The sequence below is a fragment of the Lautropia dentalis genome (assembly GCF_003892345.1).
GTDB lineage: Bacteria > Pseudomonadota > Gammaproteobacteria > Burkholderiales > Burkholderiaceae_E > Lautropia > Lautropia dentalis.
This window is the reverse complement of record NZ_RRUE01000002.1, coordinates 35,565-48,577: the sequence shown is the minus strand read 5'-3', so window position 1 is coordinate 48,577 and position 13,013 is coordinate 35,565. Positions and strand designations below refer to the sequence as shown.

Sequence of the window (13,013 nt, the reverse complement as noted above, 5' to 3'; positions counted from 1 at the left end):
CGTCGGGAAAACTGGCGGGATGTGCCTGTCCTTGCGGGATGCGCCTGTCTGCGGGCCATGTGCTGCTGCCAGGGGCTGGCGGTGCTCAGGGTGCGGGCGGGCGCGTCATGAAACTGCCGTTGGATGGAAGGATGTCTTATTCGTTCGTCACGCCCAGCACTTCCTCGATGGTGGTCAGGCCCTGTTTTACCTTGATCAGCCCCGAGGTCCGCAGATCGTTGACGCCCTCGCGTTTGGCCTGGGCGGCAATTTCCATGGCATTGCCGGAATTGAGGATGATGCGCTGGATCTCTTCGGAAATCGGCATCACCTGATAAATGCCCACCCGGCCCTTGTAGCCCGAGCCATTGCAGCGCTCGCAGCCCACGGCCTTGTACGGGCGCCAGCTGCCGTCCAGATCGTCTTCGGAAAAGCCGGCGGCCAGCAGGGCATCGTCGTCCAGATCCACCGGCTGCTTGCACTGCGTGCACAGGCGGCGGGCCAGACGCTGCGCGGTGATCAGAATGACCGACGAGGCGATGTTGAACGGTGCCACACCCATGTTCATCAGACGGGTCAGCGTGGTCGGTGCGTCGTTGGTGTGCAGCGTGGACATCACCATGTGACCGGTCTGCGCGGCCTTGATGGCGATGTCGGCGGTTTCCAGGTCCCGGATCTCACCCACCATGATGATGTCCGGATCCTGACGCAGGAAGGATTTCAGCGCGGCCGCAAAGGTCAGGCCCGCTTTGTCGTTGACGTTGACCTGGTTGATGCCGGGCAGGTTGATCTCGGCCGGGTCCTCTGCGGTGGCGATGTTCACCCCGGGCTGGTTCAGGATGTTCAGGCAGGTGTAGAGCGACACGGTTTTACCGGAACCGGTCGGGCCCGTCACCAGCACCATGCCGTAGGGGCGGGCAATGGCCTCGGTCAGTGCCTTTTTCTGGTCCGGATCGTAGCCCAGGGCATCGATGCCCAGCTTGGCCGACGACGGGTCCAGAATACGCATCACGATCTTTTCGCCGAACAGCGTGGGCAGCGTGGAGACCCGGAAATCGATGGCGCGGTTGCTGGAGATCACCAGCTTCATCCGGCCATCCTGCGGCACCCGTTTTTCCGAGATGTCCAGCCGCGAGATGACCTTGATGCGCGAAGCCAGCTTGTCCTTGATCACCAGCGGTGGCTGGGTGATCTCGCGCAGCTCGCCGTCCACCCGGAAGCGGATGCGATAGAACTTTTCGTACGGTTCGAAGTGGATGTCCGAGGCACCGCCCTGGATGGCGTCCATCAGCACCTTCTGCAGGAAGCGCACGATCGGGGCGTCGTCCACGTCGGCATTGTCTTCCAGAGCCACGGCGCCGTCGGTCACGCCGGCTTCCTCTTCCACGTCGCCGATCAGGTCGGCCAGCTTGTCGGCCGTGCTCTGGTCCAGGTTCTGGATCAGCTTGACCAGTTTGGAGTGCTCGACCACGATGGGGTCGATGATGGCCTGCTGCTGGAACTTCACCCGCTCGATGGCCTGGTGGTCGGTCGGGTCCGACAGCAGCACCGTGAGGCGGTTGCCGCGCTTGATCAGCGGAATCACCCGCGTCTCGGCCAGCAGCTTGCGGTCGATCTGGTCCAGCGGCAGCGTGGCAAAGTCCAGGCTGGCCAGATCCATTACCGGCATGCCGAAGGTTTCGGCCAGGAAGAGCGCCAGCCGGGCCGGGTTCAGCACCTTGCTGTTGATGACCAGCTCGTCGAGCAGGTTGCCGTTCTCGGTTGCCTGCACCTTGGCCAGCGCCTCGCGGGCCTGCTCGGCCGACAGCAGCTGGTGCTGGATCAGCACCCGGGCCAGACCCGGCATGGGCGCGGGTTCGGCCTTGCCAGCATGGTCGGGTTTTGCATGGGGTTGAAGATTTGCAGACACGGGCAACCTGTCCTCATGGAACGGAACATTTTTCAGGCCCATCAGTGTGCCGTGCCGCGCCCGTCATTGCATCCGTTGCGGCGCTTCCATGCGCCCAACGGACGGCCCCCTGCTACGAACGGTGTCTGCCTGTTCCGCCCGGCCTCAGCCGTCGCCCAGCTGCTCCGTCAGGAAGCTCTCTGCCGGCACGAAGAACGCCGAGCCCGTCACCGCCGTGCTGTAGTCGAGCAGGCGGTCGTAATTGCCCTCCGGGCGGCCGATGAACATGTTGGTCAGCATCTGCTCGATGGTGCCGAGGTTGCGTGCATAGCCGATGAAGAAGGTGCCGTATTCGTTGCGTGACGGGTTGCCGAAGGGCAGGTTGGCGCGCAGGATGGCCATCTCCTCGCCGTTCTCGTCCTCGATCACGTTCAGCGCGATGTGCGAGTTGGAGGGCTTCACGTCGTCGGCCATCTCCACGTCGTCGTACTTGGTGCGGCCGATCACCTTCTCCTGTTCGGCCACCGGCAGGGCGTTCCAGGCCGCCATGTCGTGCAGGTACTTCTGCACGATCACATAGCTGCCGCCGGAGTAGGCTGGGTCTTCGTCGCCGATCAGCGTGGCTTCGACGGCCTCGTCACCCTGCGGGTTCTCGGTGCCGTCCACGAAGCCCACCATGCTGCGGGCGTCCATGTAACGGAAGCCATGCACCTCGTCCACCGGTTCGACGGCATCGCCCAGCGATTCACGCAGCCGCATGGCCAGCTCGAAACAGGCGTCGGTGCGGGTGGCGCGGATGTGAAAGAACAGGTCACCCGGGGTGGCCGGCGCCTGGTGCTTCGCGCCGTTCAGCGGACGAAACGGATGCAGGCCGGCGGGGGCCGGCAGATCCGGGAAGAGCCGCGGCCATGCATCGGCACCGATGCCGGTGATGCAGCTCAGGTGGGCATCGGGCAGCCGCAAATTCAGGCTGCGCAGGATGGCGGGCAGCCCGCCGAGGGCCTCGCGCACCGTGTCGCAGGCGTTGCCGTGCTGGCTGATGGACATGACGATGAACATGGCCGCCTGGCCGGCCGACTGCACGACCGGCTGGGGCTGCGCGGTGGCCTGGCACTGGGCGGGTGCCCGGGACGGGGCGGTGCCATCGCTGGCCGGGCAGCGGGGAAGGGAAGAATCGCTCATGGGGTTTCGGTGTCTGGATGAATCGGAGGAAGGGGGAACGTGCGGAACCGTGAAAGGCCTGTATCCGGCCCGCGCCCTGTTGTGGCGCTGCTGCGGTACCGCATGGTCGGGTCGTACTGCCTGGCCATGCAACCGGGGTGGTGCTGACGCTACTCCGGGCTGCTGCCGCGTCGCGGCTGGAGGCGCCATTTTAGGCATGGAGCACCAGCACGCCCCGTGTACCCGGTCACCACCGGTCTGATGCCAAACCCGATGCAGACGAAAAACCGGACATCGACGCATATCGTCAATTATTTTCATTCATGACAGACTAACGACGTGCCGATTCAGGCCGTGCTGTCCTGCGAGGGTGGACAGGGCGTTCCTGGTTGCCGGCATGAATGGCCGCCATCACGGGCATGGAGGCTTGAAAACAGCGATTTGCATATGCGTTTCGTTTTTATTTGATTCATCAAATATGCGTTTCATCAATGTAGAGGCGCCGTTTTGTTAATGGATGCATGAAAGTGTATGCATTTTCATGCTGACTAGTTCTTTGGAACTAGTTCCTTCATCCGGTGTCCAGGGAAAACCTCTTCCTCTGGGGAATGGTGGCTGCTGCGCATAAAGCCTACATTTCATCCAAGGCCGGAGCAGCGCGCAGAGGTTCCGGCCGGATGGCCTGCCATCACGGCGGGCAACACCGGGAAAGTGCAGGTGCGCATCTCCCAAACCCGCTGCGGCCCTGGCGGGCAACGGGCCAACTCCTGAGTTTCCCCAGTGCTGCCCCTGTCTGCGTATATCCATCGGGAGGGCGTGCTGCTGCCGTCTTCCCGCACAAACAACGAGACCTTACGCACCATGAATGCGCACGTACAGCATTCTCCGATCCCCAAGGGGGCCTATTCCGTACTGGCTTCCAGTACCTTTGCATTTACCGTCTGTTTCGCGGCGTGGATGATGTTTGCGGTGCTGGGCATCCCCATCAAGGAACAGCTGGGCCTGAACGAAACCCAGTTTGGCCTGCTGACGGCCATGCCGGTGCTGACGGGGTCGCTGGTGCGGGTGCCGCTGGGCATCTGGACCGACCGTTTCGGTGGCCGCATCGTGCTGTTCGTGCTGATGCTCTGCACCGTACCGGCCATCTGGCTGATGTCCTACGCCACCGCATACTGGCAGTTCCTCGTGCTGTCGCTGTTCGTGGGTCTGGCCGGGGGCTCGTTCTCGGTGGGCACGCCCTACGTGGCCCGCTGGTTCCCGCGGGACCGGCAGGGGCTGGCCATGGGCATCTTCGGGGCCGGCAACTCCGGCTCGGCCATGACCAAGTTCATCGCCCCGCCGCTGATCGCCTACGCCGGCACCTGGACCTTCGTGCCGAAGGTCTATGCCGCCGGCATGGCCGCCACGGCCTGCATCTTCTGGATGTTCTCGCGCACCAACCCGGCACACAACGTACCCAGTGCCACCTCGCTGAAGGCCCAGCTGCATGTGCTGCGCGACCCGCGCGTCTGGCGCTACTGCCAGTACTACTCGGTGGTGTTCGGTGGCTATGTGGCACTGGCCCTGTGGCTGACCAAGTACTACATCAACGAATTCGGCTTCAGCATCCAGCTGGCCGCCTTCCTGGCTGCCTGCTTCTCGCTGCCCGGTGGCGTGCTGCGTGCCATCGGGGGCTGGATCTCCGACCGTGCCGGTGCCTACAGGACCACCTGGTACGTGCTCTGGATCATGTGGATCTGCTTCTTCTTCCTCAGCTATCCGCAGACCGACCTGACCATCGGCACCGTCGATGGTCCGGTGAGCTTTCACATCGGCCACAACCCGTGGGTGTTCACCTTCCTGCTGTTCCTGATGGGCATTGCCACCGCCATCGGCAAGGCTTCCGTCTTCAAGTTCATTTCCGATGACTTCACCGACAACATCGGTGCCGTCTCGGGCGTGGTCGGCCTGGCCGGCGGTCTGGGCGGCTTCCTGCTGCCGGTGCTCTTCGGCATTGCGCTGGACCTCACCGGCATCCGCTCCAGCTGCTTCATGCTGCTGTTCGGCACCGTGTCGGTCAGCCTGATCTGGATGCACTTCAGCCGCTACAGCGATGTGAAGAACCCCCGCGATGAGGCCGGGAGCCAGGCCGTTCATGCCCAGGGGGTGAAGGCCCATTGACCTTTCCCCGGCACGCCGGCGGACGGCCCTGTGCCGGTCCGCCGGTCCCCTGCCTCCCCCATCCACGCTGAACCTGCCCGCGACCCAAACCATCAGGACACCGTTCTGGCCGCCTTCCGGCAGGTCACCCCCCGAACCGAACAACCGGGTGTCATGACTCCCGGCCGTGACATCCCCCGACAAGGGGCCGCCTGCCGGGTGGCCCAACCCCGGAGACACATTCATGTCTGCTCACGTTCTCACACACTGGGATCCCGAAAATCCCGAATTCTGGAAAGAAAAAGGGGCTGCCATCGCCCAGCGCAACCTGTGGATTTCCATTTTTGCGCTGACGCTGGCGTTTGCCATCTGGGTGCTGTGGAGCGTGGTGACGGTCAACCTGAACAAGGTGGGCTTCAACTTCTCCAAGAACCAGCTGTTCTGGCTGACGGCCCTGCCGGCCCTGTCTGGTGCCACCTTCCGGGTGTTCTACAGCTTCATGGTGCCCATTTTCGGTGGACGCCGCTGGACGGTGATCTCCACGCTCAGCCTGCTGATTCCCGCACTGGGCATGGGCTTTGCGCTGCGCGACCCCTCCACCAGCTACGGCACGATGCTGGTGCTGGCGCTGCTCTGTGGTTTCGGCGGTGGCAACTTCAGCTCGAGCATGGCCAACATCAGCTTTTTCTTTCCCAAGCTGAAAAAGGGCACGGCAACCGGTCTGAACGCCGGTATCGGCAACCTGGGCGTGAGCCTGGCGCAGTTTCTGGTGCCGACGGTCATCTCGGGCGCCATGCTGGGTGGCCTCACCGGTGACGGTCTGCCCGTCAAGGATGGTGCCGGACAGCACCTGTGGCTGCAGAATGCCGGCTTCGTCTGGGTGCCGTTCATCCTGCTGGCGACCCTGATGGCTTGGTTCGGCATGAACGACATTGCCGATGCCAAGGCATCGTTCCGTGATCAGGCCATCATCTTCAAACGCAAGCACAACTGGCTGATGTGCTGGCTGTATGTGGGCACCTTCGGTTCCTTCATTGGCTTTTCTGCCGGGCTGGCGCTGCTGACGCAGTCACAGTTTCCGGATGTGAATCCCACGCAGTACGCCTTCCTGGGACCACTGGTGGGTGCTCTCACGCGACCGGTCGGTGGCTGGATATCCGACCGTTTCGGAGGTGGTGCCCATGTCACGCTCTACACCTTCATCCTGATGGTGCTGGCCGTGATCGGTGTGCTGTTCACGCTGCCTTCGGGTGACAGTGCCGGCAGTTTCCCGGCCTTCCTCGGGCTCTTCATCCTGCTGTTTGCACTGACCGGCATCGGCAATGGCTCGACCTTCCGGATGATCCCGGTGATCTTCCTGACGGCCCGGTCGCTGGATGCAGAAAAGACGGAGGAGGCACAGAAGGCAGCCATTATCCAGGGCAACAAGGAGGCCTCGGCGGTGCTGGGCTTTTCGGGAGCCGTGGGCGCTTATGGCGGCTTCTTCATCCCGAAGGCGTTCGGCACCTCGCTGGAGCTGATGGGCTCGGTGAATGGCGCGCTGTACGCCTTCATCCTGTTCTATCTGAGCTGCGTGGTGGTGACCTGGTGGTTCTATGCCCGCAAGGGGGCACGGACACCGTGCTGAACGGGGTGGGTCCGGGTGATGCCGCGAAACGCGCTTCCCCGGATCCGGCCGCTGGCCCAGCCGGAAACCGGACGGGCCGCAGGGAGCGGGTTGCCAGCCGGCAGTGCCGGGCAGCGGCCGGCTCCCGGAAAGGACGAAACGGACCGGACACGCTGCATGACGTTCCTCTCCGTTTCGGCAAATGGTTTGTGGTGGGCAGATACCGGCTGCCTGCCCTTGTGTAGATAAGGTACAGGATATGAGTTATTTTCTGGATCGGCTGAAGTTCCTGTCGCGGGTCAAGTCGACCTTCTCGGAAGGCCATGGCGAGGTCGTCAACGAAGACCGTGCCTGGGAAAAGACCTACCGCTCGCGCTGGCAGCACGACAAGATCGCACGTTCCACCCACGGTGTGAACTGTACCGGCTCGTGCAGCTGGCAGATTTATGTGAAGGGTGGTCTGATCACCTGGGAGACCCAGCAGACCAACTATCCACGCACCCGCCCGGACCTGCCCAACCACGAGCCGCGTGGCTGTCCGCGGGGGGCGTCCTACAGCTGGTACGTCTATTCGGCCCAGCGGGTCAAGCACCCGATGATCCGTGGCGAGCTGATGGCGATGTGGAAGAAATATCGCGAGAAGCTGGATCCCATCGCCGCCTGGGCGCACATCGTCGAGACCCCGAGGAGGTCACGCCGCTACAAGAGCGTGCGCGGCCTGGGCGGCTTCGTGCGGGCCGACTGGGACACCGCTACCGAGATCATCGCGGCTGCCAACGCCTACACCATCAAGCATCACGGCCCGGACCGGGTGGTGGGTTTCTCGCCCATCCCGGCCATGTCGATGATCAGCTATGCCTCGGGCGCCCGTTACCTGAGCCTGATTGGCGGGGCCTGCCTGAGCTTCTACGACTGGTACTGTGACCTGCCGCCCTCCAGCCCACAGGTGTGGGGCGAACAGACCGACGTGCCGGAATCGGCCGACTGGTACAACTCGGGCTACCTGCTGGTATGGGGCTCGAATGTGCCGATGACCCGTACCCCGGACGCCCACTTCTACACCGAGGTGCGCTACAAGGGCACGAAGACGGTGGCCGTGTCGTCGGACTTCGGCGAAATGGTCAAGTTCAGCGACATCTGGCTGGCACCGCGCCAGGGGACGGATGCCGCGCTGGCGCTCGCCATGGGCCACGTGGTACTGACCGAGTTCCATCGCGACAACCCGTCGCAGTACTTCGTCGATTACTGCAAGCAGTACACCGACCTGCCGATGCTGGTGCTGCTGAAGGATGAAGGTGGCAAGCTGGTGCCCGACTACTTCCTGCGTGCCTCGCATCTGGTCGACAACCTCGGTGAAGCCAACAACCCCGAGTGGAAGACCATCCTGATCGACGGCAAGTCGGGCCGCATGGTGGCGCCCAACGGCACCATCGGTTTCCGCTGGGGCGAGGACAAGGCCAATACCGGCAAGGTGGGCCGCTGGAACCTGGAGATGCGCGATGGCGGCACGGGGGAGGAAATCGACCCGCTGCTGAGCCTGAAGGATGCACACGACGAAGTGGTGCCCGTACACTTCGCCTATTTCGGTGGCGAGAAGGACGCCCTGCTGTCGCGCAACGTGCCGGTGAAGAACCTGACGCTGGCCGATGGCTCGAAGGTGAAGGTCGCCACCGTGTACGACCTGCAGCTGGCCAACTACGGCGTGGACCAGGGCTTCGGTGGTCCCAACGTGGCGCAGTCGTACGAGGACGATGTGCCCTGCACGCCGGCCTGGCAGGAAAAGCACACCGGGGTGCCGCCGGCACGCGTGATCCAGGTGGCCCGCGAGTTTGCGCAGAACGCGCACGACACGAAGGGCCGCAGCATGGTCATCGTGGGGGCCGGTCTGAACCACTGGTATCACACCGACATGGCCTATCGCGGCATCATCAACCTGCTGATGATGTGCGGCTGCGTGGGTCAGAGCGGGGGCGGCTGGTCACACTACGTGGGGCAGGAAAAACTGCGTCCGCAGTTCGGCTGGGCACCGCTGGCCTTCGGTCTGGACTGGTCGCGGCCGCCGCGCCACATGAACGGCACGAGCTTCTTCTACGCCCACACGGGCCAGTACCGTCACGAGCAGCTGCATGTGGAGGAAATCCTGGCACCGGGTTCCGAGGGCGAGAAGCTGAAGAACCTGTCGATGATCGACCTGAACGCCCGCGCCGAACGCATGGGCTGGCTGCCGTCGGCCCCGCAGCTCGAGACCAACCCGCTGGACATCGTCGATGCCGCCGAGAAGGCTGGCGAGAAACCGGTGGATTATCTGGTGCGCGGCCTGAAGGATGGCTCGGTGCGCATGAGCTGTGACGATCCGGAAAATCCGAAGAACTTCCCCCGCAACATGTTCGTCTGGCGCTCCAACATTCTGGGCTCCAGCGGCAAGGGGCACGAGTACTTCCTCAAGTATCTGCTGGGGGCACAGAATGCGGTCTTCTCCGACGAGAACGACGCCATCCGTCCCACCGAGGTGAAAACCCCCGACCAGATGCCGGAAGAGGGCAAGCTGGATCTGGTGACGGTGCTGGACTTCCGGATGAGCACCACCTGTCTGTACGCCGACATCATCCTGCCCACGGCCACCTGGTACGAGAAGGACGACCTCAACACGTCCGACATGCACCCGTTCATCCACCCGCTGTCCGAGGCCGTCACGCCGCTGTGGGAAAGCAAGACCGACTGGGAGATCTACAAGCTGATTTCCAAACGGTTCAGCGAGATCGGTGGTCCGTACCTGGGTACCCGCAAGGACATCGTGCTGGTGCCGCTGCTGCACGACACCCCGGGAGAACTGGGGCAGCCGTTTGCGCCGAAGGACTGGAAACAGGGTGAGTGCGATCTCATCCCGGGCAAGACGGCGCCCAGCATGGTAGTGGTCGAGCGCAACTACAACGATATCCATCGCAAGTACACCTCCATCGGCCCGCTGATGGACAAGCTGGGCAATGGCGGCAAGGGCATCAACTGGAACACCGAGCACGAGATCCACGAGCTGACCACGTTCAACCACCCGGTGCATGAGGAGGGGGTGAGCAAGGGCCGGCCACGTCTGGATACGGCCATCGATGCTGCAGAAATGATCCTGCAGCTGGCACCCGAGACCAACGGTCACGTGTCCGTCAAGGCCTGGGAGGCGCTCAGCAAGATCACGGGCCGCGACCACACGCACCTGGCGGTGGGCCGCGAGCACGACAAGATCCACTTCCGCGACATCATTGCGCAGCCGCGCAAGATCATCTCCGCACCGACGTGGTCCGGGCTGGAATCGGAAGAAGTCAGCTACAACGCCGGCTACACCAACGTGCACGAGCTGATCCCGTGGCGCACCATCACCGGCCGCCAGCAGTTCTATCAGGATCACCGCTGGATGCTGGATTTCGGCGAAGGCTTCTGTGTCTACCGTCCGGCCATCGACACCAAGTCCACGGCCAGCATGTTCGGCGCCAAATCGAATGGCAACCCGGAGATCACACTGAACTTTCTCACGCCGCACCAGAAGTGGGGCATCCACAGCACGTATTCGGACAACCTGCGCATGCTGTCGCTCAGCCGCGGGGGGCCGCACGTGTGGATCTCGGAAGAGGACGCCAAACGCGCCAACATCGTCGACAACGACTGGATCGAGGTGTTCAACAGCAACGGTGTGATCGCCTGCCGGGTGATCGTCAGCCAGCGGATCGCCAAGGGCATGTGCGTGATGTATCACGCGCAGGAAAAGATCGTGAACACCCCGGGCTCGCAGCTCAGCGGCAAGCGCGGCGGCATTCACAACTCCGTCACGCGTACCGTGCTCAAGCCCACCCACATGATTGGCGGCTATGCCCAGCTCGCCTATGGTTTCAACTATTACGGCACCATTGGCAGCAACCGTGACGAGTTCGTGGTGCTGCGCAAGATGTCGAAGGTCGACTGGATGGATACCCCGGTGGATGCCGGCGGAAAGGATCTCGTGGCCGAAACTGCACAAGGAGTTGCCTGATGAAAGTACGTGCACAGATCGGAATGGTGCTGAATCTGGACAAGTGCATTGGTTGCCACACCTGCTCGGTGACCTGCAAGAACGTCTGGACCAGCCGTGACGGCGTGGAATACGCCTGGTTCAACAACGTCGAGACCAAGCCCGGCATCGGTTATCCCAAACAGTGGGAAAACCAGAAGAAATGGAACGGGGGCTGGGTCCGCACCGAGAGTGGCAAGCTGGAACCGCGCCAGGGTGGCAAGCTGCGCATTCTGGCCAACCTGTTTGCCAACCCGAACCTGCCTGCCATCGACGACTACTACGAGCCGTTCACCTACGACTACCAGCACCTGCAGAACGCGCCGCGCATGAAAACGCCGCCCACTGCACGGCCGGTGTCGGTGCTGACCGGCGAGAAGATGGACAAGATCGAATGGGGCCCGAACTGGGAGGACGACCTGGCCGGCGAATTCAGCAAGCGCAGCCAGGACCACCTGTTCGAAGGGGTGCAGAAGCAGATGTACTCCACCTTCGAGAACACCTTCATGATGTACCTGCCGCGCCTGTGCGAGCACTGCCTGAACCCGACCTGCGTGGCCTCGTGCCCGTCCGGCTCGGTGTACAAGCGCGAGGAAGACGGCATCGTGCTGGTCGACCAGGACAAGTGCCGCGGCTGGCGGATGTGCATCTCGGGCTGCCCGTACAAGAAGATCTACTTCAACTGGCAGTCGGGCAAGGCCGAGAAATGCCTGTTCTGCTATCCGCGGATCGAGGCGGGTCAGCCCACCGTGTGCTCGGAAACCTGCGTGGGCCGTATCCGCTATCTGGGCGTGATGCTGTACGACGCCGACCGCATCGAGGCGGCTGCTGCCGTGCCCGACGACAAGCAGCTCTACAAGGCCCAGCTCGACTGCTTCCTCGACCCGAACGATCCGGCCGTCATCGAGGCGGCCCGCAAGGAAGGCATTCCCGATTCCTGGCTGGATGCGGCCCGCAAGTCGCCGGTGTACCGGATGGCCGTGAAGTGGGAAGTGGCCTTCCCGCTGCACCCGGAATACCGGACGCTGCCGATGGTGTGGTACATCCCGCCGCTCTCGCCCATCCAGAGCGCAGCCGAGAACAAGCAGATGCCGCACGAGGTGGTGGAAGGCAGCATCATCCCCAACGTGAAGAGCCTGCGCATTCCGGTGCGCTATCTGGCCAACCTGCTGACGGCCGGCGAAGAAGCACCGATCGTGAAGGCACTGGAACGGATGGTCGCCATGCGTGCCTGGAAGCGCGGCGAGATGATCAACGGCCAGGGCTCGCAGGCCGTGCTCGACCGTGTGGGGCTGGATGCCGACACGGTGGAGGACATGTACCAGACCATGGCCATCGCCAACTACGAAGACCGTTTCGTCATTCCCACCAGCTACCGCGCTGCAGTGGAGCGCAACTTCAGCAGTACCGGTGACTGCGGCTTCAGCTTCGGCAACGGCTGCTCGTCGGGCTATTCGGACGGTTCGCTCTTCGGCAAGAACAAGCAGCCGAAGGTCGATGTCATCCATCTGCAGCTGAAACGGCCGCGCCAAACTGAAAAGCAGGAGTCATGATGATCATCTATCGCATTCTGTCGGCCCTCCTCAGCTATCCGGAGGCCGAGCTGATCGGGGCGCTGCCCGAAATCGAGACGGCGCTGGACGAAACCCCCGAGATTCGCACCCAGCTGCAGCCGCTGATCGACCATCTGCGCAGCCACGATCTGATCGCGCTGCAGGAAGCGTATGTGGCCGACTTCGACCGTTCGCGCCACAACTCGCTGTACCTGTTCGAGCACATCCATGGCGAGAGCCGCGACCGGGGTGATGCGCTGCTCGACCTGCTGCGCGAATACCAGCGTCATGGCTTCGAGCCGGACGACCGGCCGGGCAGTGCCTGTGAAATGCCCGACTACCTGCCGCTGTTCCTGGAATTTCTGAGCATGCTGGAGGCCGACAGGGCCGCCCAGCTGCTCGGCGACGCCGTGAACGTGGTGGCCCTGGTGGGCGACCGGCTGGTGCAGAAGGGCAACCCCTACGCCTGCATCTTCGGCGTGCTGCAGACGCTCTCGCCCGTGGTGCCGCAGCCCATGGAAGACGCACCGGCACGCGACATGGAAACCCTGCTCGACCGGATGGGGCCGGGCGATGACGGGACCGAGCCGCTGCTCAAGCCCGACAACGGCATGGTGCAGACGGTGAAGTTCTACCGGTAAGGAGAGATGT

General features: G+C 63.2%; 7 protein-coding genes. 5 read left to right on the top strand and 2 right to left on the bottom strand.

The features are described from left to right. Positions 1-136: 136 nt before the first annotated feature. Both pilB and EHV23_RS08205 read right to left on the bottom strand, forming a co-directional pair. Positions 137-1,825, bottom strand: a complete 1,689-nt coding sequence (pilB, locus tag EHV23_RS08210) for a type IV-A pilus assembly ATPase PilB (protein WP_125096767.1) — start codon at positions 1,823-1,825, stop codon at positions 137-139. 207 nt (positions 1,826-2,032) lie between these two features. Next, positions 2,033-3,049, bottom strand: coding sequence for a Dyp-type peroxidase (locus tag EHV23_RS08205; protein WP_125095651.1), 1,017 nt, complete (start codon positions 3,047-3,049; stop codon positions 2,033-2,035). 840 nt (positions 3,050-3,889) lie between these two features. Between EHV23_RS08205 and EHV23_RS08200 the strand changes: the two genes are divergently transcribed. The 5 genes from EHV23_RS08200 (at position 3,890) to narJ (ending at position 13,003) form a co-directional block, all read left to right on the top strand. Beyond that, positions 3,890-5,188: an MFS transporter gene (locus tag EHV23_RS08200; RefSeq protein WP_125095650.1), complete on the top strand. Its 1,299-nt coding sequence runs from the start codon at positions 3,890-3,892 to the stop codon at positions 5,186-5,188. Between the two features lie 223 nt (positions 5,189-5,411). Continuing rightward, positions 5,412-6,794, top strand: a complete 1,383-nt coding sequence (locus EHV23_RS08195; RefSeq protein ID WP_125095649.1) for a NarK family nitrate/nitrite MFS transporter — start codon at positions 5,412-5,414, stop codon at positions 6,792-6,794. A 238-nt stretch (positions 6,795-7,032) separates the two neighbouring features. Beyond that, positions 7,033-10,791, top strand: coding sequence for a nitrate reductase subunit alpha (locus tag EHV23_RS08190; RefSeq protein WP_125095648.1), 3,759 nt, complete (start codon positions 7,033-7,035; stop codon positions 10,789-10,791). Further along, positions 10,791-12,362 (top strand): nitrate reductase subunit beta, encoded by a 1,572-nt coding sequence (gene narH, locus EHV23_RS08185; RefSeq protein ID WP_125095647.1) that lies wholly within the window; start codon positions 10,791-10,793, stop codon positions 12,360-12,362. The genes EHV23_RS08190 and narH overlap by 1 nt, the downstream gene beginning before the upstream one ends. Further along, positions 12,362-13,003 carry a nitrate reductase molybdenum cofactor assembly chaperone gene (narJ, locus tag EHV23_RS08180; RefSeq protein WP_203229026.1) on the top strand — a complete coding sequence of 214 codons (642 nt, stop codon included), beginning with the start codon at positions 12,362-12,364 and terminating at the stop codon, positions 13,001-13,003. Before narH ends, narJ begins: the two co-directional genes overlap by 1 nt. Positions 13,004-13,013 lie beyond the last annotated feature (10 nt).

Excerpts from the sequence above, each read along its gene's own strand:
- pilB (WP_125096767.1), bottom strand. The coding sequence starts at position 1,825 with ATGCCGGGTCTGGCCCGGGTGCTGATCCAGCACCAGCTGCTGTCGGCC.
- narJ (WP_203229026.1), top strand. The coding sequence starts at position 12,362 with ATGATCATCTATCGCATTCTGTCGGCCCTCCTCAGCTATCCGGAGGCC.
- EHV23_RS08195 (WP_125095649.1), top strand. The coding sequence starts at position 5,412 with ATGTCTGCTCACGTTCTCACACACTGGGATCCCGAAAATCCCGAATTC.
- EHV23_RS08205 (WP_125095651.1), bottom strand. The coding sequence starts at position 3,049 with ATGAGCGATTCTTCCCTTCCCCGCTGCCCGGCCAGCGATGGCACCGCC.
- EHV23_RS08190 (WP_125095648.1), top strand. The coding sequence starts at position 7,033 with ATGAGTTATTTTCTGGATCGGCTGAAGTTCCTGTCGCGGGTCAAGTCG.
- narH (WP_125095647.1), top strand. The coding sequence starts at position 10,791 with ATGAAAGTACGTGCACAGATCGGAATGGTGCTGAATCTGGACAAGTGC.
- EHV23_RS08200 (WP_125095650.1), top strand. The coding sequence starts at position 3,890 with ATGAATGCGCACGTACAGCATTCTCCGATCCCCAAGGGGGCCTATTCC.